The organism is Winogradskyella sp. (assembly GCF_045105575.1).
Lineage (GTDB): Bacteria > Bacteroidota > Bacteroidia > Flavobacteriales > Flavobacteriaceae > Winogradskyella.
This window is the reverse complement of sequence record NZ_JBGCDQ010000023.1, coordinates 40,808-64,757: the sequence shown is the minus strand read 5'-3', so window position 1 is coordinate 64,757 and position 23,950 is coordinate 40,808. Positions and strand designations below refer to the sequence as shown.

The 23,950-nt window shown below is 34.4% G+C and carries 15 protein-coding genes and 2 tRNA genes; 11 read left to right on the top strand and 6 right to left on the bottom strand.

Translation table 11 applies throughout. The features are described 5' to 3' along the window. Positions 1 to 19: 19 nt before the first annotated feature. Positions 20 to 811: a DUF2797 domain-containing protein gene (locus tag AB8B52_RS05790; RefSeq protein ID WP_406026123.1), complete on the top strand. Its 792-nt coding sequence runs from the start codon at positions 20 to 22 to the stop codon at positions 809 to 811. Between the two features lie 73 nt (positions 812 to 884). After that, positions 885 to 1,139, top strand: a complete 255-nt coding sequence (locus tag AB8B52_RS05785; RefSeq protein WP_406026122.1) for a hypothetical protein — start codon at positions 885 to 887, stop codon at positions 1,137 to 1,139. Between the two features lie 73 nt (positions 1,140 to 1,212). Here the strand turns inward: AB8B52_RS05785 and rpsU are convergent, their stop codons facing one another. From rpsU to AB8B52_RS05765, 4 genes are all read right to left on the bottom strand, one after another. After that, a complete protein-coding gene (gene rpsU / locus AB8B52_RS05780; RefSeq protein ID WP_008269492.1) occupies positions 1,213 to 1,407 on the bottom strand; it encodes a 30S ribosomal protein S21 in 195 nt (64 codons plus the stop codon). 314 nt (positions 1,408 to 1,721) lie between these two features. Beyond that, positions 1,722 to 2,585 carry an RNA polymerase sigma factor RpoD/SigA gene (locus AB8B52_RS05775; protein ID WP_406026120.1) on the bottom strand — a complete coding sequence of 288 codons (864 nt, stop codon included), beginning with the start codon at positions 2,583 to 2,585 and terminating at the stop codon, positions 1,722 to 1,724. Between the two features lie 114 nt (positions 2,586 to 2,699). Beyond that, on the bottom strand, positions 2,700 to 5,384 hold the full coding sequence (locus AB8B52_RS05770; protein ID WP_406026118.1) for an AsmA-like C-terminal region-containing protein: 2,685 nt from the start codon (positions 5,382 to 5,384) through the stop codon (positions 2,700 to 2,702). Between the two features lie 113 nt (positions 5,385 to 5,497). Beyond that, on the bottom strand, positions 5,498 to 6,202 hold the full coding sequence (locus tag AB8B52_RS05765) for a queuosine precursor transporter (protein WP_406026116.1): 705 nt from the start codon (positions 6,200 to 6,202) through the stop codon (positions 5,498 to 5,500). Between the two features lie 321 nt (positions 6,203 to 6,523). Here AB8B52_RS05765 and folK point away from each other — a divergent pair, with 321 nt between their 5' ends. Then, positions 6,524 to 7,678 carry a 2-amino-4-hydroxy-6-hydroxymethyldihydropteridine diphosphokinase gene (gene folK, locus AB8B52_RS05760; RefSeq protein ID WP_406026115.1) on the top strand — a complete coding sequence of 385 codons (1,155 nt, stop codon included), beginning with the start codon at positions 6,524 to 6,526 and terminating at the stop codon, positions 7,676 to 7,678. Here folK and AB8B52_RS05755 read toward each other — a convergent pair. Both AB8B52_RS05755 and AB8B52_RS05750 read right to left on the bottom strand, forming a co-directional pair. Continuing rightward, positions 7,675 to 8,388, bottom strand: a complete 714-nt coding sequence (locus tag AB8B52_RS05755; protein WP_406026113.1) for a class I SAM-dependent methyltransferase — start codon at positions 8,386 to 8,388, stop codon at positions 7,675 to 7,677. The two genes, folK and AB8B52_RS05755, sit on opposite strands and share 4 nt — an antisense overlap. A gap of 84 nt (positions 8,389 to 8,472) precedes the next feature. Beyond that, on the bottom strand, positions 8,473 to 9,030 hold the full coding sequence (locus AB8B52_RS05750; RefSeq protein ID WP_406026111.1) for an RNA methyltransferase: 558 nt from the start codon (positions 9,028 to 9,030) through the stop codon (positions 8,473 to 8,475). A 544-nt stretch (positions 9,031 to 9,574) separates the two neighbouring features. On the opposite strand from AB8B52_RS05750, the gene mutS reads away from it, so the two are divergent. The 8 genes from mutS to AB8B52_RS05710 all read left to right on the top strand — a co-directional run bounded on the left by mutS (position 9,575) and on the right by AB8B52_RS05710 (position 23,720). Next, positions 9,575 to 12,187, top strand: a complete 2,613-nt coding sequence (gene mutS / locus AB8B52_RS05745) for a DNA mismatch repair protein MutS (protein WP_406026109.1) — start codon at positions 9,575 to 9,577, stop codon at positions 12,185 to 12,187. Positions 12,188 to 12,495: 308 nt separating this feature from the next. Further along, positions 12,496 to 12,567 (top strand) — tRNA-Gly (locus tag AB8B52_RS05740). Positions 12,568 to 12,613: 46 nt separating this feature from the next. Continuing rightward, positions 12,614 to 12,697, top strand: a tRNA-Leu gene (locus AB8B52_RS05735). A gap of 368 nt (positions 12,698 to 13,065) precedes the next feature. Then, on the top strand, positions 13,066 to 15,870 hold the full coding sequence (locus tag AB8B52_RS05730; protein ID WP_406026108.1) for a triple tyrosine motif-containing protein: 2,805 nt from the start codon (positions 13,066 to 13,068) through the stop codon (positions 15,868 to 15,870). Between the two features lie 248 nt (positions 15,871 to 16,118). Continuing rightward, positions 16,119 to 19,157 (top strand): SusC/RagA family TonB-linked outer membrane protein, encoded by a 3,039-nt coding sequence (locus AB8B52_RS05725; RefSeq protein ID WP_406026106.1) that lies wholly within the window; start codon positions 16,119 to 16,121, stop codon positions 19,155 to 19,157. A 7-nt stretch (positions 19,158 to 19,164) separates the two neighbouring features. Next, a complete protein-coding gene (locus tag AB8B52_RS05720; protein WP_406026104.1) occupies positions 19,165 to 20,712 on the top strand; it encodes a RagB/SusD family nutrient uptake outer membrane protein in 1,548 nt (515 codons plus the stop codon). A gap of 12 nt (positions 20,713 to 20,724) precedes the next feature. Beyond that, positions 20,725 to 22,794: a PKD domain-containing protein gene (locus tag AB8B52_RS05715; RefSeq protein WP_406026102.1), complete on the top strand. Its 2,070-nt coding sequence runs from the start codon at positions 20,725 to 20,727 to the stop codon at positions 22,792 to 22,794. An 11-nt stretch (positions 22,795 to 22,805) separates the two neighbouring features. Beyond that, positions 22,806 to 23,720: a PKD domain-containing protein gene (locus tag AB8B52_RS05710; RefSeq protein ID WP_406026100.1), complete on the top strand. Its 915-nt coding sequence runs from the start codon at positions 22,806 to 22,808 to the stop codon at positions 23,718 to 23,720. The last annotated feature ends 230 nt before the right edge of the window (positions 23,721 to 23,950 follow it).

Genomic DNA, 23,950 nt, shown 5'->3' with positions numbered 1-23,950 from the left:
AAAATACTAAATTTCTTTTATGCTTTATACAGGTGTCTTAACTAAAATGCAAACCGAATTTATAGATCCTATCCAATACTATTTGGTTTTTGAGAATGATTTTATTCATATGAACCAATTAATGAATAAAAAGATTGAAATGAAACTCATCGGACATCAATGTCTCAGTTGTGGTTTAGACAGACCTATATATAGACAAGGCTTTTGTAGAACCTGCTTTTTTGATCAACCTTATGCTGGTGGTTGGATTATGCGACCAGAATTGAGTACAGCACATTTAGATAAAGAAGATAGAAATTTAGATTACGAAAAAAAAGTACAATTACAACCGCATATTGTGTATTTAGCGAACTCAAGTAATGTTAAGGTTGGTGTTACCCGCAAAAGTCAAGTTCCTACACGCTGGATAGATCAAGGCGCTCACGAAGCAATAGAGATTGTTGAGACTCCTAATCGCTACTTAGCAGGTATTACTGAAGTTGCTTTAAAGAGTTATGTAGGAGATAAAACCAACTGGCGAAAAATGTTGAAGAATGACATTGAAGATGAAAATCTTTTAGAATGGAGACAGCATTTAAAGCAATTCATACCAGATGAAGCTAAGACCTATTTTTTAGAGCATAACGAAGAAACGCACATTCAGTTTCCTGTAGAACAATATCCTAAAAAACCAAATAGCCTTAATATAAAAAAGGAGATAGACTTCGTTGGGAAATTAGTTGGTATTAAGGGGCAGTACCTTATTTTTGAGGACAATACAGTCTTTAATATCAGATCTAATGAAGGATTGGTTGTAGAATTGAAGGTTTAAAATGGTGTTAGAATTCCGTTAAAGTCTGTTTCATTTAATATAAGTTTCTTATTTTAATTGAAAAGATTTTATTATGAAAGCATCACCTTATACATATTTAGGCATCACTACGTTTTTACTTGTAACTGTTACGATAATGGCATCTTTAAATTTTGCTTTTGCTTCGGTATTTTATCTAATGGTTATAGGACAGATTTTCCTGGCGATAACAGTTTATAAAGTTCTAAGAGATAATTATGAAACAGGTAAGACTTTTGAAGATTTTTATGAAGATGGTCCCGCTCAAACTCTCAAGATAAATGCCGAAAATGAAAAATTTGGATTATAACTGAGATGTATAGTAACAAAAAAAGAGCAATATTTCTATTGCTCTACTATTTTATAAATACAGAAGACTTTTGTTAAACGTTTTCAGCGTCTCTTAAGCCCTGAATGTACTCAGCTTTCTGTATTTCTCTTCTTCTTTTTACTGAAGGTTTTGTGAAATAACGAGACTCTCTTAAGTTTTGCATAATTTGTACATTTCTGTGTTTACGCTTGTAACGTTTAAGTGCACGCTCTATATTTTCTCCTTCTTTAATTTCGATTTTAATCATTTATCGATATATTTTTGTTATCTAATTCTTGTAAATGGTCGGCAAATATAGCCTAACTATTTGAAAATAAAAAATTAAATGAAAGTTTTAAGTAATTATTTTAAGGTTTCAGTTTATTCATAATTAAGGCACCATAAAATTTCAATTTTAGATTCTAAAGCTAATACAAAATTTACATTAATTTCATAGACTTAATTGAGTAACTCGAATTTCAGTTATGTCATTTCGGCTACGCTCAATGACCAATTTAGTTGCTGTAACTATCATTTGGTCATTGAGCGAAGTCGAAGTTTGGTAGCTGAGCGAAGTCGAAGCTATCCTAAATACGTCTTTAAGATTTTACTCTTACTAGCGTGTCTCAATCTTCTTATGCCTTTTTCTCTAATTTGTCTTACACGTTCGCGTGTTAAATCGTAGATGCTTCCAATTTCTTCAAGTGTCATTGGTGGTTGATCTCCGATACCAAAATTTAAACGGATCACATCGCTTTCCTTTTGTGTTAAGGTTTCTAAAGCACGTTCTACTTCCGTATTTAAAGATTCTTTCATCAAATCTCTATCAGGTCTTGGTGATTCGCCAGAGCTTACCACGTCATATAAACTAAACGTTTCTCCATCTTTTAATGGTGCGTCCATTGACAGGTGACGACCAGAATTTTTCATAGACTGTTTTACTTCACGAACACTTAAATCGAGTTCGCGCGCAATTTCATCTGCGTTTGGTGGTCTTTGATTAATTTGCTCTAAATGAGAAAAGGCTTTATTAATTTTATTAATGGTACCAATTTTATTTAAAGGTAAACGCACAATTCGCGATTGTTCTGCTAAGGCTTGTAAAATAGCTTGTCTAATCCACCATACAGCGTAAGAAATAAATTTAAAACCTCTGGTTTCATCAAAACGTTTTGCTGCTTTTACTAAACCAGCATTTCCTTCGTTTATTAAATCTGGTAATTTTAAACCTTGATTTTGATATTGTTTAGCAACAGACACAACAAACCTAAGGTTAGCCGTTGTTAATTTGTCTAATGCTGCCTGATCACCGTTTCTAATGCGTTGCGCTAATTCCACTTCCTCATCGGCAGTAATCAACGGAATCTTACTAATATCTTGTAAATATTTGTCTAAAGATTTATCTTCTCTGTTGGTAACCTGCTTGGTGATTTTTAATTGCCTCATGTATTGTTTGAAATTTAGTGAACCTTCAATATAGTCTAATTATTCAGAATTCCAAAAAATTAGACACTTATTTGTATTTAATATTGAAAAACTGTCTTTTTTAATGTTTAAAGGTTAGTTATTAGTAGAATCTTGTTCTTTTTTAGTTTTCGATTTTTTCTTTCCGCCTAAGAGTCCTCCCAAAATATTGCCGACTCCTTCTTTAACTTTATCTTCTGCGGATTGCTTGGTGTTGGTGTCTTTTGTAGTGGTATCATCTGTTTTTGTGGTGTTAGAGTTACCTCCTAAAAGTCCACCTAAAACGTCTTTAACCTTATCTTTTCCTTTTCCAATTAATTTTTGTTTTTCAATTTCAACTAATTGCTTGGTTAAATTGGTAATGCCAGAGGTTAAATCTGTGGTTACATTCGGTTTTAAAAACGTACCTCCAATGTTCGCCGTTACAGGAATAGTTAATTTATTGACTTCGTTATCATTAATTTTTCCGACTAAACGATTAACGTCACTTCCTAAATATTTAGCAGGTACTTGTAAAACCGCACTGTAATTCATGTTATTTGAAAAACTGTGCGAGCCAGAAACCACAATCGGAATGTCTTCATAATTAATAGTAAACGGTTTTACAGAAACTTGTCCGTTTTCAAAACTGAGTCGGGTTTTAAGGTCTTTTAGATCTAGCTTATTAAAATCAATAAAATCTAATTTACTATCTAGATTATTTAGTAACGGACTGCTACCAGCATTAACTTTCTCGGTTAATATTTTAGCAAGCATATTACCAGAAATAGTAGTTAAATCTGGTGCAAAACTTTCGTTTAGCAAACCACTTACATCGATCGTAGAATTTAATTTCCCTTGCAACACTTTAGCAATAGGCGCCAACACTTTAAGCATTTCTAAATCTCTAAAGGATTGCGAGATGTCAAAATTTTGCATGTCCAACTTCATATCAAACGTTGGTTTTTTAGCTTTCGTAGAGACATTACCAGAAATGCCTAACTGACCATCAAAAATATCAGTGGTCATATTACTTAAATGGGCATTTTGGTCTTTAATGCGCAGTTGTCCTTTTACGTTTTTAAGATTGAGGTTATCGTAAATTACCGTTTTTGCATTGGCAGTAATGGTACAATCTAAAAATGCTGGGATTTTAAGTGATTTTGCGGAAGTACTTGTGTCATCAGGTGTTTTATTTGAAGTGTCACTGGCTGTTTTGTTGGCAGAGGTGTCTTCTGTCATAAAGTCTGAAATCGCAAAGGTGTTCGAATTCATATTAAAATTTCCTTCAAGATTTTTGTCGCTTAAAAGGAAACCGAAAAGATTATTGATGGTGCCTGTGGCTGAAAAATCACTCTTTCCTGTTAAAGCATCAAAACTATTAAGACTTACATTTCCTGCATTGAAGGTTAAATCGGCTTTATTAATTTGAATCGGATTCACAAGGTCTTCAGATGAAAATATAAAGTCAGAAATAGACACACTACCACTATTTTTAATACGTTGGTAGGCGTTGGTTTCAATAGCATTCATATCAAAAGCTGTATTCACTTTGCCTTTTAAAATACCGCTGAGTTCATTTTCGAGTTCTACAGGATATGCTTTTGTGATATTCGCTAAATTTAAAACACCATCTAATTTGGCATCAACCAACATGTTTTTGGTGAGGTTTTTAAGATGTGCTTCAGATTTAAAGACATCCTCATCAATTTGAAAATTGAGTTTATTGATATCTACAAAGGTGTCATCGACATTTCCCGTAGTATTTTTAATAGAGGTGTTAATTGCAATATTCCGAACGCTTTTTGGAAGGTCAGGAAATTTAAAAGACGCATTATCAGAAACCATATTGATGTCTAAAGTTGGGATGGTTTCATCTGATACTAATCCTTTTATAATGCCGGTAACCGCAAAGTTTCCTGTGGTGGTTACATTTTCAATATTCTTGGCATAGGTTTTAGGAATCACAGCTAAAAACTCTTTAAACGAGGATTCCGGATTCTTAAAAGTAATATCAATTTGTTGCCCAGCTTCAACAAGTTGCACATAACCTTCAAACTCTAAAGGCAAAGCGTTAATAAAAGCTTTATTATCTTTAAACGTGTATTTCTGGTTATCTAAATCTAAAGCGATAAGTGCATCTAGTTTTATACGATTATTACTCAAATATTCGGTGCTGTCCATGGCAAACGTCACATTGGTTTCTGTGTTGGTATCGAGTTCAGAAGTGCTGCCAGAGAAAATACCTTTACCACGATGGTTGAGTTCTGTTAAGTAGAACCTAATGTTTGAAGATTTATCAAGATAGGTAAACGCACAATTATTTAGTTCGTAGTTTTCAATATCAAAGCTAAAACCACCAGAATTTGCAGTTTCTTTTTGTGCATCGCTAGGTGTAGTTTCTTTAGCAATATCATAATTAACAGCACCAGTAGCGTTAGTTTTTAACACCAAAAGCAACTCGTTGGCAATAATTTCATTGATTTCTAAAGGGTCTTCTGTGCCTTTAAATAATTGAGTCATACCCATTTCAAAAGACAAGGACTTTGCAGTGACAAGGGTTTCACCTTCAAAAGGTGCACGATTGGTTATTTTTAAATTCTCGACGCTGACTTCGGCTTTTGGGAAGCTGCTGATAAGGCTCAGACTGATATCATCAAAAGTAAGTTCAGCATTTAAATTTTCGTCCGCAAAATTTTGAACAATGCTGTCTATTTTAGATTCTAAAACAAAAGGAATCGCAATTAAAATTGCAATAAAAATTAATAATACGACGCCTATAATTTTTAAAAATTTCTTCATTTGATTTGTTTGTAGGTTTTAAAAACAGTCTTGTTTCTTTATATACGCAAATTTTAGTACAAAAGTTGCAATTAAGACCAAGTTTAATAAGATTTTATGGTTTTGCTTAACGCTTACAGTAAATTTACTTCCTCATTTACCTTGAGCTTAAACCGTTTTCTAAAGAGATACACACCAAGATATAAAAATGGTGTGTCTAACAAGGCAATTAATACTTTGAATAAAAAACCACTGATTAATAAGCCTTTAAAGTTGACCCAATCAATGATACCGAAAGTGCACAACAAGAACACAATAGTAAAGGTGTCTACAAATTGTGAAAACCATGTCGAAAAATTATTACGGAGCCATAAATGTCTGCCTTTGGTAATGCGCTTCCAAAAATGATAAATCTGAATATCTACAAACTGAGCAAATAAGTAAGTGAGCATGCTTGCAAAAACCGCAATGGTAGAATTGCCAAAAACGGTGCTAAATAAACTATCATTAACAGGTGACCAAGAGGTTGCAGGAACGATAGAAGCCGTATAAATTATGAGTAAAGAAAAAAGCGATGCAAAAATGCCAACAATGACAATATCATTTGCGCGTTTTTTACCATAAATTTCGCTGATTAAATCTGTAATAAGAAAGGTGATAGGATAAGGTAAAATTCCAACTGATATTTCGAATAGTTTTGAACCAGAAATCTCAATATCTAGTGGATACCAATAAAAGAATTTCTGAAATATTAAATTTGAAACGACCAGCGAAGTGATGAAAAGTCCACCAAGTAAGAGGTAAATACGTTGTGCTAAAAGCTGGTCTTTTAATGACATTTTTGGGTGCTGTATTTTGTTTTTTGCAAAGATAAGGGAATTTGGATGAGTTGGAAGTTGGAAGACCGAAGACCGAAGCTGGAAGCTGGAAGTTTTAGGATGGAAGTGTCTGTTAGTTAAAGAGCGCATTGTTTTTTAAGATTGAAAACGTATAGCAGCCTAATAAAATTTTAAATTGCTTTTGGTTAAACGGTTGGTTTTTAGAAGTACTTCTTTAGGGGCAACATCTGAAGCAAATGGCGAAATGCATGATTTGTAACGTGGCACGAGGTGCATTATAATTTGTTTATAAACACAACACATATCATTAGTAAAATAGCTATGGTTTTAGTTATTTTTGAGGCTCGTATGAAACCAACTAAAATCATTTACATTGCCTTAGGAAGTAATAAAGGTCTCAAAATTGAGAATTTACAAGCTGCAGTAGATGCTATTTTTGTAAGAATTGGTGCCGTAAAAAAAATATCTAAAGTCTATGCAACACCAGCAATGGGTTTTAAGGGCGATGATTTTTATAATGCATGCATTGCAGTTAAAACGGAACTAAAACCTAAAAAAGTACTTAAGGAACTTCAGGCCATTGAAGTTGCATTAGGACGAGAAAAGAAGACAACAGAAGGCTATCAATCTCGCGAAATAGATTTAGATATTCTACTCTTTGAAGATGATATTATTGAAGAAAAGACATTAAGTATTCCGCATCCTGAATTGCACAAACGGAAGTTTGTATTACAACCACTTGCAGATATCGCAAAAACTGTAGAGCATCCTATTTTTAAAACATCAGTAGAAGTGCTTCTTCAAGAATGTAAGGACGATTTAGAAATTGAACCTGTAAATATTTGGTTGAAAAATCCAAGAAAAGCATATACTTTTAACGCTTATAATTATATGGCTATTGAAGGTAATATTGGTGCTGGAAAAACAAGTTTAGCCAATAAAATTGCCGAAGATTTTAATGCCAAATTAATTTTAGAGCGTTTCGCAGATAATGCGTTTTTACCAAAGTTTTATAAAGAACCTGCGCGATATGCCTTTACCTTAGAAATGTCATTTTTAGCAGACCGTTACCAACAAATTAGTGACGATTTATCGCAACTCGATTTGTTTAAAGATTTTATCGTCAGTGATTATGACGTCAATAAATCGCTCATATTTTCTAAAGTGACCTTGCCAGAAGATGAATTCCGTTTGTACCGAAAACTATTCTATCAAGTCTATAAAGATATAGCGAAGCCAGATTTATACGTGTATCTCTACCAAAACACAGAACGCTTACAAGCCAATATAAAAAAACGCGGACGTAACTACGAAAAGGAAATCAAAGATGATTATTTAGAAAAAATCAATTCTGGTTATCTTGAATTTTTAAAAGGTCAACCCGAAATGAATGTTAAGATTATTGATGTCTCAGATAAAGATTTTGTTAAGAATCGGGAAGATTATTTGTGGTTGTTGGGTGAGATTAATAATTAGTTAGCACTTTTTTTCAATGCATCTAGCTTTGTGTTCCTTTGTGACTGCTTTGTGTCGCTTTGTGGAATAACTTCATATAGTACGGTTTGAATCCGACCTTTGTTTTTACTTAAAATAGCATCATTCAAAACTTTTTCTTTTTCAATTTTCAAATTAAAAGGCGCTTCCAGCAAATCCACACCACTATGGTGTTTTAGCCGAATCCCTTGACCAGAAATAATATCTTTATTAGGAATAAATTTCCCTAATGGAATGTGTTCTGTAAGAATCACATATTTATAACCAGTCAGTTTTTTAACGATATCTCGAATTTCAGCATTAGATAAATGTTGAAGGATTTGTCTTAATATAATACAATCGGCTTTAGGAAGTTCGTCCTTTGCAATATCCAAACAATGAAACTCGAGGTGGTCGTCTTGAAAAAGTGTTTTATTTCTTTCAATTAAACTATCTACAATATCTACAGCAATATAGCGACTCGTATATTCAGTAAGCTTTTTACCAATATTAAAATCACCACAACCCAAATCACAGACCGATAGTGAATTATCGTGTGAGCTTAAAAAATCAATAACAGCATCTAAATAAGGTTTTACAATTTCTGAATCATGAGAACCTTCACCAGAATAAAAATCGAATGCTTTTCCGCCCCAAAGATGCATATCATAAATCTGAGTCATTGCATCTTTTGTTGGCCAAGGTGTTTTCATTAATTTAAAGTTCAGAGTTCAGAGTTCGATGTTTTGGGTTCAAAGTTCAGGTTTCATAAAGAGGAGTCAGAATAGGAAACATTTCTAAGCCTTCCCTCTGGGAAGGTTTGGATGGGCTTTTAGTTTACTAAACACATCCCAAACCACAACACCACAACTCACCGAAATATTCAACGAATGTTTTGTGCCATATTGAGGAATTTCAATCACAACATCACTAGCATCAACCACATCTTGAGCTACACCTTTAACTTCGTTGCCAAAAACAAACGCATAGGTTGTTTTCGGTTGCGGCTTAAAATCGTTGAGCATGGTTGCTTCCTCTGCTTGTTCAATAGCGCAGATTTTTACGTTTTCAGATTTTAGTTTTTCAATAATGTCTAAGGTGTTTTCAGCATATTCCCAATCGACAGTTTCTGTGCTTCCCAAAGCGGTTTTTCTAATATCGTTATGAGGTGGTTGTGCTGTAATGCCGCAGAGGTAAATTTTCTCGATTAAAAAGGCATCACTCGTTCTAAAAACCGAACCAATATTGTTTAAACTTCTAATATTATCAAGAATTATAATGATAGGTGTTTTTTCAGCAGCTTTAAATTCTGAAATTTCTAATCTATCTAATTCTTCGTTTTTTAGTTTACGCATTTTTTATTGTTTGGAGACCTCACAGGTTTTCAAAACCTGTGAGGTCTTGTTTTGCTTATCAACTGCAGTTTACCAAGAATCAAGGGTTCATTTTTTAAAAGTAATGATTTCTTCTTCAAATTCCATTTCCAGATTTGCTTGGCCTTGTATTCGTAACAGATTTCTTAATACTTGTGACTTCGACTTTGTTCAGATACCCAAATTCGTGAATCTTTAACCAGCAAGATTTTAAGTTGGATTCAGATTCTCTAATTTCATGAAAAACACCCCTAAAGTCCCCTCAAGGGGACAATCCTCAAAATAAACTCAGTTACATTACTTCTTTGAATCAAGGGTTTATTTTTTAAAAGTAATAATTTCAACTTCAACTTCCATTTCTAGACCTGCGAGGTTTTTAAAACCTGCGAGGTCGAGTAACTTTATCAACACCTGTAAATAACTTCTAGTTCTTGAGCTTCAATAAACCTCAAAATATAAGTAATTTAGCAAACTTGCAAGTCTGAAAATACACAGCGCAAAAATAGAATTTAAAACCACATTTCCATTGGCTAAAGCGGCAAAAAAAGTAACACCATTAATGAAACAATATAACGCCATCAAGGTAAAATATCCTGATGCCTTATTATTGTTTAGAGTTGGTGATTTCTACGAAACTTTTGGAAGCGATGCCGTAAAAGCCTCTAAAATTCTGGATATTATTTTAACCAAACGAGGTGCTGGTAGCGATAGTGAAACGGAATTGGCAGGTTTTCCGCACCACTCTTTAAATACGTATTTGCCAAAATTAGTGAGAGCAGGTGAGCGTGTTGCCATTTGCGACCAGTTGGAAGACCCAAAAGAAACCAAAACCATTGTAAAACGAGGCGTAACAGAATTAGTAACGCCTGGTGTGGCATTTAATGATGATATTCTGCATTCTAAATCCAATAATTTTTTATGTGCGGTTTATTTTGAAAAGCAACGCATTGGTGTGTCGTTTTTAGATATTTCTACAGGTGAGTTTTTAACCTCTCAAGGCAATGCTGAGTATATTGATAAGTTACTTCAAAATTTTAGTCCAAGTGAAGTCCTAGTGTCTAAAAAAAGCAGAAAGTCATTTACGGAAACCTTCGGAAATGATTTTCATACGTTTTATTTGGAAGATTGGACATTTCAAGCCGATTATGCACACGAAATCTTAACGAAGCATTTCAATACAAAGACCTTAAAAGGTTTCGGAATAGAAGATTTGTACGAAGGCATCATCGCTTCAGGTGTTGTGCTTCATTACTTAAGTGAAACAAGACACAATAAGTTAGAGCATATTGCTACAATTTCGAGAATTGCCACAGATGATTATGTGTGGATGGATAAATTCACCATTAGAAATCTAGAGCTTTATAATTCTACCAATGCCAATGCAGTCACACTGATTAATGTGATTGACAAAACCATTTCAGCAATGGGAGGTCGCATGCTAAAACGTTGGTTAGCTTTACCACTAAAGCATGCGGAAAAAATAAAACAGCGTCATGAAGTGGTAAAGTATTTGTTGGAAAACGAAACCGTACTTCAAAACATACAAAGTCAAATAAAGCATATTGGAGATATAGAGCGTCTCATTTCAAAAATTGCAACGGTTAAAGTCAGTCCGCGAGAAGTCATTCAGCTTAAAAATTCATTAGACGCCATTGTGCCTATTAAATCCATTGCTGAAACCTGCGAAAATGAAGCTTTGAAAATACTAGGCGATAATCTACATCGTTGCGATTTACTGCGAGAAAAAATTAAGGAAACCTTAAACGAAGAAGCGCCTGTTAATGTTTTAAAAGGCAGTACGATTGCAGTTGGTTTTTCAGAAGAATTAGATGAATTGAGAGGTTTGTCGCAATCTGGAAAAACCTATTTAGATAATATGCTGAAGCGCGAGAGCGAGCGTACAGGCATCACTTCGTTAAAGATTGCATCAAATAATGTTTTTGGCTATTATATTGAAGTTAGAAATTTACATAAAGATAAAGTCCCAGAAGAATGGATTCGTAAGCAAACCTTAGTAAATGCAGAGCGTTACATTTCAGAAGAGCTGAAAGAATACGAAGCCAAAATTTTAGGTGCCGAAGAACGCATCTTAGCCATTGAACAACAATTATTTGCAGAATTAATTCAGTGGATGCATCAGTTTATTGTTTCGGTGCAGCAAAATGCACAGTTGATTGGGCAATTAGATTGTTTGTGTGGCTTTGCAAGTTTGGCAAAAGCAAATAAATATACCTATCCGCAAATTGATGATAGTTTCGATTTAGAAATAAAAGATGGTCGTCATCCCGTCATAGAAAAACAACTACCCATAGGTGAACCTTACATTGCCAACGATTTATTTTTAGATAGAGAATCGCAGCAAATCATAATGATTACAGGTCCAAACATGTCTGGTAAGTCTGCTATTTTAAGGCAAACGGCTTTGATTGTGCTATTGGCTCAAATAGGTAGTTTTGTGCCAGCAGGTGAGGCTAGAATTGGTTTGGTAGATAAGATTTTTACAAGAGTAGGTGCAAGTGATAATATTTCAATGGGCGAATCTACGTTTATGGTAGAAATGAATGAAACGGCTTCTATTCTAAATAATATTTCAGACAGAAGTTTGGTCTTGTTAGATGAAATAGGAAGAGGAACAAGTACCTATGATGGTATTTCCATTGCTTGGGCCATCAGTGAGTATTTACATGAACATCCGTCGAAACCAAAAACACTCTTTGCTACGCATTATCATGAGTTGAATGAAATGACAGAAACCTTCCCTCGAATTAAAAACTTTAATGTAGCGGTTAAAGAATTAAAGGACAATGTGCTTTTTGTTCGAAAATTAGTTGAAGGCGGAAGTGAGCATAGTTTTGGGATTCACGTGGCTAAAATGGCAGGAATGCCACAACAAGTGATTCGACGCGCGAATAAAATTTTGTCTAAATTAGAGAAATCACATTCCAGCGACGAACTAACAGATAAGGTAAAAAGCTTGAAAGACGATTTGCAATTAAGCTTTTTCAATTTAGATGATCCATTATTAATAGAGATAAAAGACGAAATACTGCATACAGATATTGACACGTTAACACCAGTTGAAGCCTTAATGAAACTTAATGAGATTAAGCGAATGCTGATAAAGAAAAAGCAAGCTTAAATAGATTTATGCTACTTGATAAAAGACCGCTGCGCTGCTAGAATTAAGAATTTAGACATAACTCTCACTAATTGACTATCGTAATTAAATTCATTAGTCTTTTTTTATGGTGGATCGTTTAAAAAAATAAGAATTCTTAATTTCAAACCTCTGATAATTCAATAAAATCAGCACTTTAAACACGTTCATCATAGTTTTGTCAGACACCAATAAAATAAAATAAATTTATTTTCGAAAAAGGCTTTGGATTTATAAGAAATATCATAAATTTGCAACCGCTTTGAAAGCGAAAAGTTCTTTAAAAAACTGCGAAAGTAGCTCAGGGGTAGAGCATCACCTTGCCAAGGTGGAGGTCGTGGGTTCAAATCCCATCTTTCGCTCTATTTATATTAAAATACCAATTTGATTACAGTCTGTAATCAAGATGCTGAAGTGGTGGAATTGGTAGACACGTTGGACTTAAAATCCAATGTCCATTAGGACGTACGGGTTCAAGTCCCGTCTTCAGTACAGATGAAAAGCCGAAAACGAAAGTTTTCGGCTTTTTTGTTTTAAAAACATACGTAAAGTGAGCTTTCAACATATTTTTAAAAGAAAAATGGAATCAATACTTCTAATTGGTTGTTCTAATTTTATAAGATCATTTTAAATGGTATAAGGTCTATAAATAATTGCATTATTTATCTGTATTTATAATTTGGTTTTTACCACTACAGTTGGTTTTTAAACACAATTCTTACTATACAATTTAAATTAGAACCACTACAAAGAGCTCTAAATCCTTTTATTTATTTATCTTACAGCCTTAATGTAACAAGTCAAGTACGTTCCATGTTTTGGTACTTTAGAAGTTGACTTTAAAAAAAAATTCATACGACATGAATTCTATAAACAAGATGTTTGGTGTATTAACATTGTTGGTGGGACTATTATGTTACGGACAAGAAATTCCTCCAATTCAAATCTTTACACCTCAAGATTATGGTGCTGAAGATCAGAACTGGGCAATATCTCAATCCAATAATAATTTTATATATGTTGCTAATAGTAAAGGTCTATTAGAATATAATGGTGCGTCTTGGCAGCTTTATAATTCGCCCAATGAAGGAATTTTAAGATCTGTAAAGGTGGTAGGAGAAAAAATTTATTCTGGCGGTTACATGGATTTTGGTTATTGGACTAGGACCAGTCAAGGGAGTTTGGCCTACACATCATTAAGTGATACCGCAAATATTTCAATCAAGGAAGATGAAGAATTTTGGGGAATTATAAACATTGAAGGCTACATTCTTTTTCAATCTTTTGAGCATATATATATCTACAATACTACAGACGATAGTTTTGGAATCATCAATTCAGAGTCTCGTATCAATAAGATGTTTCAAGTGGATGAAACGATCTATTTTCAAAAAAAGGATGAAGGTGTCTTTAGAATTGAAAATGGGAAGCAAACATTTATTCTTTCAGCATTAGATCTTGATAATAATGAACTGGTTAATATTTTTAGTGATGATTCGGGTCTTTTGCTACAAACTAAAGAACAAGGTTTCTATAGTTTTGATGGTAGAAAAGTAGAAAGATGGAATTTAAATTCTGAGGGTCAGTTGTCTGATTTAAGTATTTATAGTAGCATTCGATTAAGAGATGGTAGTTTTCTTTTGGGTACAATCGCCAACGGTATTATTCAAATGGACAATGAAGGGAATGAGCTTTTAAAGATAGACCAGGCTTGTGGACTGAGCAACAATACAGTGCTTTCTGTAATGGAAGACAATTATGGTAATATTTGGTTAGGTTTAGATAATGGTATCAATGTTATTAATTTAAACTCACCTTACAGAGTGTATACCGATAAACAAGGTATGTTGGGTACGGTTTACACTGCGGCAAAAACGGAAGAGCATCTTTATTTGGGAACGAATCAAGGTTTGTTTTATAAAGCGCTACAATCAAACGATAAATTTAAGTTTATTGAAGGTACTAAGGGTCAGGTTTGGAGTTTGTCCTTAGTGAAAGGAGTTTTATTTTGTGGACATGATAAAGGGACATTTGTAATTAATAAAGCAAGTGCCGAAAAGATATCAAGCCAAATTGGAACATGGTCAGTTAAGGAAATCGATGGTGATCCAGATATCTTAATTCAAGGAAATTATAAAGGTTTAATCGTTTTAGAAAAGGTAGATGATAGTTGGCGTTATCGCAATAAAATAGAAGGGTTTGATATTTCCGCAAGATATTTTGAGTCTGTTGGATCAAATGAATTTCTTGTCAGTCACGAGCATAAAGGGGTTTATAAAGTTAGAATAGATGAAGAGTTTAAAAAAGTCATTAATTATACGAAACTACCAATAAATGACGGTATAAAATCTGGCATGGTGAAATCTAATAATTCGGTGCTATATACCTTTAAGGAAGGGGTTTATCGATATAATGTTGATAATGAAATGTTTAAAAAAGACACCTTATTAAGTGAATTATTTAGTGGATCTAAATATATTTCAGGGAAACTGTTTAACGATTTAGAAGGGAATAAACTTTGGGGATTTTCAGAAAAGGAGATCATTTACATTGAGCCGGGAAAATTATCCAGTGAGCCAAAGATTAATGTGATAGCGATGTCAAGTGAATTACGTAAAAGTAAATCTGCGTACGAGAATATCCTTTATTTAGAAAATGATAATTATCTAATTGGTACCACTGAAGGTTATTTAATTGTGGATTTGAATAAGCTAGAAAATAAAGCTTTAAACATACACTTAACAAGGATTGACTATGGTAGTCGTTCAAACGATTTAAAACCACTAGATTTAAATGGTGAAAATGAATTTGGTAATAAAGTTAATAATATTAGATTTAAATATAGTGTAACTAATTATAGTAAGCTTTCTACGTCTAAGTTTCAATACAAGCTAAATGGTTTTTATGACAATTGGAGTAATTGGTCATCAAATCCAGAAGTATTCTTTAAAAATTTACCACATGGAGAGTACACTTTTGAGGCGAGAGCATTAACTGACGGAATTCTTTCAACTAATATAGTATCGCATAAGTTTACGATTGACAAGCCTTGGTATTTGAAACCTTTAGCTATAGTGAGTTATGTGCTTCTTGCGCTACTGTTTATTTATGTGTTATATCATTTTAATAAAAGGCACTATAAAAGAGAACAACAAAAATTAATTGAAAACAAGGAAAGGCAGTTAGAACTTGAGCAACTAGAAAACCAACGTCAGGTGATACAGTTCAAAAATCAAAATCTACAATTAGATATTGAAAATAAGAATAGAGAATTGGGCATGGCGACCATGAATTTGGTGAAACGAAATGAATTGTTAAATAGTATAAAAGAAGAATTGTCTAAAAGTAAATCGCTTTCAGATGTTACTAAAGTGGTTAAACTTATAAATTCTAACCTAAATAATACTAACGATTGGGAATTATTTGAGGAAGCATTTAACAATGTGGATAAGGATTTTATGAAGAAAATTAAAACCCTTCATCCTTCGATCACGCCAAATGATTTAAGGTTATGTGCTTATTTAAGATTAAATCTATCCTCTAAAGAGATAGCTCCATTACTTAATATTTCGCATAAAAGTGTCGAGGTGAAGCGATATCGATTGCGTAAAAAAATGGAATTAGACCATGATCAGAGTTTATCCAACTACATCATAGAGATATAGTAGCGTTACAAATTTAATTTTAACCACAACATTACCTATACAAGTGTATTGATTTAGTAAAAATTTTAAGAATATTTTTCTCTGTTAAGTTCTTGTTAAATTTACGAAATCATTAAAATACTGCGATTTTCCCTAAGAAATTAACACATTAACGCCTCAATTTTAATAAATGTATATTTTTTGTTTGGTAGTTTTTTGAAGTAATGAGTCATATCTTTTTTTAACTTGCAGTAACTAAGCAACTAATTATGAAAATAAAATTTTTAATGCTCTTTACCTTTCTAGTATCAATGATCGGTTATGGGCAAAATGTCAACATTACAGGTTTGGTCACAGAAGCTTCTTCAGGTCAGCCGCTCCCTGGTGTTAATGTGCTTCTGAAAAACACAACAAGAGGAACTATTACAGATTTTGATGGTAATTTCACTTTAAATGATGTACCCGTAAATTCTGTTATTGTTGTTTCTTATTTGGGTTTTGTGACACAAGAAGTTACTATCATCAACAATGACGCTTTAACTATTGCCCTGCAAGAAGATGCAGAATCGTTAAACGAAGTTGTCGTTATTGGTTATGGTACACAGACAAAAAAGGAAATTACAGGTGCTGTCTCCATAGTATCTAACGAAACCATAGAAAAGTTAAAGCCAACACGTATAGAACAAGCTTTGCAAGGGCAAGTTGCTGGTGTTAATATTACATCGACTTCTGGTGCTCCTGGTGCTGGGTTAACCATTAATATTAGAGGAGTTTCAACTAACGGAGATTCTAGACCATTAATTTTAGTAGATGGTAATGTCATAGAGGATCTAAGCGTCATCAATCCAAATGACATTGAAACGATTAATGTATTAAAAGATGCTACAGCTGGTATTTACGGTGTAAGGGCTGCAAATGGAGTTATTTTAATCACTACAAAAACGGGTAGAAAAAATATGCCATTAACCATTGAAATTAATTCCTATGGTGGTGTGCAACAAACCACAAGAGAAATTCCTGTTTTAAACAGCACGGAGTATGCATTATTGCTTAATGAGGCCTCAGCTGCTAATGGTGAAACACTCCCATTTCCAAATGTATCTGGTCTAGGTCAGGGTACAGATTGGCAAAATCAGATATTTCAAGATGCGCCAATATTTAGTAATGCCATTAATCTTAAAGGTGGAACAGAAAAAGCGACTTATGCTTTCGGAACATCCTTTTTTACGCAAGACGGTATTGTTGGGGGAAACAGTTCAAATTTTTCACGTTTATCTCAAAGCGCTAACTACAGCAGAGATTTTACGGATAATTTAAAGTTTAACGCAGGTGTTATTTGGAATCATACCAACAGAAGACGTTTAAACGAAGGTGGCATCGGTTCAGTATTATTTAATGCTTTAAACATGGCACCAACTATTGGTGTTACAGATGCAAATGGTGCATTTACTTTAGCTGAAGGTTTAGGTAATGAAGTTATCAATCCACTTGCACAAATTGCTAATACTTACGATAGAGGACAAGTGGATAGAATAAGCGGTAATGCAGGTTTAGGATATACATTTTTAAATAATTTTACGGCACAAGTCAATTATCAATTTAATTATGCACAAGAAAAAATAGATATCTTCAGACCTGAAGCATTTTATGGAAGCGGAAAAGTTTTTAACGTAGATGAAGGTAGAAGTGAAGTTTTTGATGGTATAAATGTATACAAGGATTATACCTTTGATGCCTTTTTAAAGTATGAAAATACGTTTAATGATGATCACAATCTCAGTGTTTTATTAGGAACCTCAGTTTTTCAAACACAAGGAATTTCCAGAGGTTTTCGTGGTTTTAATATTCCTGGAAATTATGTCGGAAATGCTAACATTGATCAAGCAGAGTCTGTTGAAAACATAAATATAGAAAGAGGATACGATGCAAGATTTTTAGATCGTTTACTTTCTTATTTTACAAGGGTTCAATATGATTACAAAGGAAAGTATCTGCTTTCAGCAGTTATAAGACGTGACGGTTCTAGTAAATTCGGTCCTGAAAATAGATTTGGAATTTTTCCTTCTGTCTCAGGTGGTTGGATTGCTAGTGAAGAATCCTTCTTAGAAGATAACAAATTCTTAGATTTTTTAAAAGTTAGAGGATCTTATGGTATATTAGGAAATGATCGAATTCCTAGCAATCAGTTTGTTTCTGTTTTAGATGCAGAAGGTACCTATGTGTTTAATGATACTAGAGTTTTTGGTATTGCGCCTAGTGCACTAGCAAACCCTGGAATAAAATGGGAAACGCAAATCACATATAATTTTGGACTAGATGCGCGTTTTCTAAATAATAAAGTTGATCTTACGGTAGATTATTTTAATCGTAGAACGGAAGACCTTTTGGTGGCGCCACCAACGTCTGGTATTTTAGGACCTAACGCTCCAGGGGCATTACCACCAACCATTAATGCAGGTATTGTTGAAAATAGTGGTCTAGAGTTGGCTATTGGTTATTCTGAAAACCTGTCTGATGATTTTAGCTTTAGTATTCGCTATAATGTCACAACCATTCAAAATGAAGTCATTTCGGTAAGTGCCGAAGAAGGATTTGTAGAAGGAGGTGCTTTTGGAATAGGTCAAGATCCACCATCTCGTATGGAAGCAGGTCAACCAATCGGTTATTTTAGAGGGTTTCAAACAGCTGGAATTTTTCAAAACCAAGCGCAAGTTAACAGTTTGCCAACAATTAACGATAACGTTCAGCCGGGTGATTTAATTTTTGTAGACGTTAACGGTGATGGTATTATTGACGATGAGGATAGAACTAATATTGGTGATGCTTTGCCAGATGCTACAATGGGACTAAATTTATCGTTTGATTATAAAAATTGGGATTTTGCAGCATATGCATTTGCTTCTATAGGAAATGATATTGTAAGAAACTATGAGCGTAATCAGCCGTTAACAAATAGATCGGTGGCATTCTTAGATCGTTGGACGGGAGAAGGTACAAGTAATACAACACCAAGGGTTACAACAGGAGCTAATTCTAATGGTTTATTTTCAGACTTTTTTGTAGAAGATGGCTCTTTTGTAAGGCTTCAAAATGTACAGCTGGGTTATTCATTGTCTGAGGATGCAGTTGAAAATATGGGTATAAGTCAACTTCGTTTATATTTGTCTGCAAGTAATTTATTTACTTTAACAGAGTATACAGGTTACGATCCTACAACAACTTCTGGTGATCCAATTGGTGGTGGTATCGATTATGGATTCTATCCTAACCCAAGAACATTTTTATTAGGAATCAACTTAAAATTTTAACAACGACATGAAAAACTTAAAACTAATATATCTATTTTTTGCATTATGTGTGGTGATTTCATGTAGTGACGATTTTGTAGATGTTGAACCGTTTGATGAAAACTCAGAGAATTTCTTTAATTCCGAAGAAGATTATCAAAGAGCGTTAACAGGAGCTTACGATTTATTACAAGCAACATATCTTAATGTAATGCTGGGCGAAATAGCATCAGATAATACGTTGTCTGGTGGTGAAAGTGCAGTTGATGTTCCTGGAATTCAGGAAATTGATGATATGGTGCATACGCCATTAAATGCGCAACTGCGAGATATTTGGGGCTGGATGTATGCTGGTGTTAATCGTTCTAACTATATTATGGAATTTCAAGATAAAACTGATTTTCCTGGTAAAGAAGGCGTTTTAGCTCAGGCAAGATTTCTACGCGCTTATTATTATTTCGAATTGGTGAAATGGTTTGGTGATGTGCCTTTTGCAGTAGATCGCAGACTTCAGTTTGGTGATCAGTTTTCAATTCCAAGAACACCAAAAGCAGAGATTTATGCACAAATGGAACTAGATTTAATTTACGCAGCAGATAATTTACCATATGTGCAGTCGCAAACGGGTCGTGTTACTAAAGGTGCTGCTGAAGCTTTGCTAGGAAAAGTGTATTTGTACCAAGATAAATTTACAGAAGCTGCTACGGTTTTGGAGAATTTAATAGCGATGGGTCCGCATGACTTAGTTGCGGATTATAGTACACTATTCGAAAACGATAACGAAAATAACATCGAATCCGTGTTTGAAGTACAATATACGGATGAAGAAGGAGCAGGCTTTGGATGTTTACAATGTAGTGAAGGAAATGTAGCCGTGGGTTTTAACGGCATACGCAACTATTCTGCAGATCCAAATTCTCCAGGTGATATATTTGAATCAGGATTTAGCTTTAATGTGCCAACGCAAGAGGTGGTAGATGAATTTGAAGAAGGGGATAATAGATTAGGAACCGCCATCTTAGACATCGTAGCATGGCAAGAGCTAACCGGAATAACGTATGCCATCGGATTTGAACACACAGGGTATTTCAATAGAAAGTATATTTCAAGAAAAGGAGATTTAAATACAGGTGATGCGAATCTTACAAATCCAAATAATTATAGAGCGATTAGATTTGCCGATGTTCTTTTAATGGCTGCTGAAGCTTTAAATAGAGGCGGTATAAGTGATGCAAGAGCACAAATGTATTTAAATAGAGTAAGAGAACGTGCTTTCGGTAATGCTGATAACAATGTTACGGCTACAGGAACAGCGTTAACAGATGCTATTTACCACGAAAGACGAGTGGAGTTGGTTGGTGAAGGGCATCGTTTCTTCGATTTAGTAAGAACAGGTCGTGCAAAAACCGAAATCGAAAATAATAATGGGATGGACTTTATTGTAAATATGGCAGGTGAAACCGTTCGTGTTCATGATTCCCGAACTTTTGAAGTAGGCAAGCACGAAGTATTCCCAATTCCATTAATTGAAATTCAATTAGCAGGTAATCAATGGGAACAAAATCCAGGATATTAAAAAAAAAGAGCAATGAAAAATATTAAATTAATTTTAGCAAGCTTTCTTCTCATAGCATTTATCGGATGTGAAGAGGATGAGCGAGACATTGAGTTTATTAATAATGCACAAGCACCAAGTGAAGTACTGCTTCAGTTGAGAACAACCCAAGATAATTCGGGATTAGTAACAATGACACCAACAGCGGTTGGCGCAACGACGTTCGAAATATTTTTTGATAACACAACAGAAGAATCTGCAGTCTTAGCCGCTGGCGAAAGTATCGACAATATTTATGCTGAAGGGATTTATACAGTGAGGACTGTGGCAACCTCAGTTAATGGACTAACCACAGAGATAGAACAAGAATTGGTAGTGTCTTTTGAAGCACCACAAAATTTGGTGGTTACGATAGAAAATGATCCTGCAATTTCAAAACAAGTCAATGTATCTGCTACTGCAGATTTTGCTATGAGCTATGACGTATTTTTTGGTGAAGCCGGAATAGACACTCCATTAAGTGCTAACATTGGTGAAAGTCTCTCTTATACTTATGCAGAAGCAGGAACTTACACAATCACCGTTGTAGCCATGGGTTCTGCCATCGAAACCACTACATTTATTGAAGAGAACTTTGAGGTTACTGAAATTTTAGCTCCAATAATTTCGGCAGCAACACCACCAGCCAGAGCAGATGGAGATGTTATTTCAATATTTAGTGATGCTTACACAGATGTTGATGGGACTGATTTTTTTCCAAACTGGGGACAGCAAACGCTTTATACCGCATTTGATTTAAACGGTGACGCCATGATTCAATATAGTAACCTTAATTATCAAGGTATAAATATTGGAGAATCTGTAGATGCTTCAACTATGGAAACATTACATATAGATATTTGGACACCAGATGCAACTTCAATAGATGTTTTCCCTTTACCAAATGGTATTCAACCTGCTGATGAAAGATTTGTAACATTAACGTTAGTGCCGAATGAATGGAATAGTTTTGATATTTCTTTAGAAGACTTTACCAGCCAAGGTCTTTCTTTAGATGATATATTACAGTTTAAGTTTGTCGGTTCAGGAACCGTTTTTATAGATAATTTATATTTTCATAGACCACCAACAGGACCATCACCTGTTGCCGGAACTTGGAGAATGGCTTCAGAAGCTGGTTCGTTAGGAGTTGGTCCTGCAATTGGCGATACACAATGGTTTGCCTGCGATGACGCTTGCGTTGCAGCAAGAGCTTGTTATTTTGATGATTTATATGTGTTCGGTGCAGATGGTTCTTTTAACAATATTTTAGGTGCCGAAACATGGATCGAAGGATGGCAAGGTGGATCAGACAACTGTGGTGCTCCGGTTGCTCCTTATGATGGCACTGCTACAGCTACTTATGATTTTGATTTAGACTCTGGTCAACTTATTATAGATGGAGTCGGTGCATACATTGGATTACCTAAAGCGAATAATCAAGGTGAATTACCGAATGTCGCGGTTCCGAGTTCTATAACTTACAGTGCGACATTAAGCGATAGTAATAACGTTTTGAATGTTGTTGTAGAATCTGGTACAGGTGTATTTTGGCAATATAAACTAGTTAGAGAAGCGGCTACGTCACCCTTAGAAGGTACATGGTCCATGGCTCAAGAAGCTGGTTCCTTAGGTGTCGGGCCAGCGATTGGTGACACACAATGGTTTGCATGTGATGATGCTTGTGTCGCTGCAAGAGCATGTTATTTCGATGATACCTATGTGTTTGGTGCAGACGGCTCTTTTACTAATGTGCTTGGATCTGAATCTTGGATAGAAGGATGGCAAGGTGGTTCTGATGCTTGTGGAGCACCAGTTGCTCCTTACGATGGCACGGCCATTGCCAATTTTATATATGATGATGTTGCAGGAACGCTAACGATTAATGGCTCAGGTGCATATTTAGGAATCCCAAAGGCAAATAACCAAGGAGAATTACCTAATGTGGCAGTACCCGATGAAATAATCTATAATATTACACTATCGGAAAATGATACGGTCATGAATGTGGTTGTAGAATCTGGTACAGGTGTATTTTGGCAATATAAACTCGTTAAGAATTAAAATAGAAATAAATGAAAAATTCTAATAAAATATTATTAAAGGTTATGGTATTGTTTTTGGTTGTGTTTAGCTGCCAAGACGATGATATTACCTTTGGTGAAATTACAGCACCTTCAAATATTCAAGTAGAAGTTGATATCGTTGGCGCTGATGCAGATAATCCTAATGGTGATGGTAGTGGTGTGGTAAATTTTACAGCATCTGCAGATAACGCCATTTCTTATCAATTTGTTTTTAATGGAAGTGTGTCTTCTGCACCAGCAGGAATGCGAACGTACAGTTTTTCAAATTTAGGTTTAAATACATATTCCTTAACAGTCGTTGCTTTCGGAACTGGTGGTGCGTCTTCAAGTAAAATTATTGAGGTAGAAGTACTCTCTACTTACGAGCCTCCTGCTGATTTGATTACGATGCTTACCAGTGATAGCTCAAGAACATGGAGAATTAAAAGTGAACAAGGTGGTCACTTTGGTTTAGGAGCAATTGGTGGTGATATTAATGGATTTTTTAGTGCTCCACCAGAAGATAAAGCTGGAGTGGGTATGTATGATGATCGCTACATTTTTAATATAGATGGAACATTTACGCATATCACGGATAACACAAATGATGATCCAGATGTAGATATATCGGGTACAGTTTTTGGTCGCGAAAATTTAATTGATGAATTAAATGGTTCTGGCTCTGGTTCGCCAAATGGCGCAGATATAGAAAATTACCCTTACGATGATTATGCAGCGCAATGGTTCCTTACAGGTCCGGGTGGTGTTGAAACATTGAACCTTACAGGAATAGGTTTTTTAGGGTATTATATAGGTGGAGATCATACTTACAAAATAGATGTACGTTCTGCTAATGAAATGACGGTAAGATCAACAGATGGAAATGGAGAATTTGACTGGGGCTTTATATTAATAGCAGACTAAAATATTAAAATACAAATTATTAGAATGATTAGGCTTAACTGTATTGAAAAATAGTGTTAAGCCTTTCCTTTTTTAGGGCTTATTATTCCTCTAGATATAGCGAAATTACAACGAATAAACTGTAGTGTATGATTTTTGTATAGGTGCTTTTTATGAGTATTTATGATATTTAAGACTAAATTGACCCTCAAACTAAAATTCAACAATTTAGAATCGTAAAGAAAGAATTA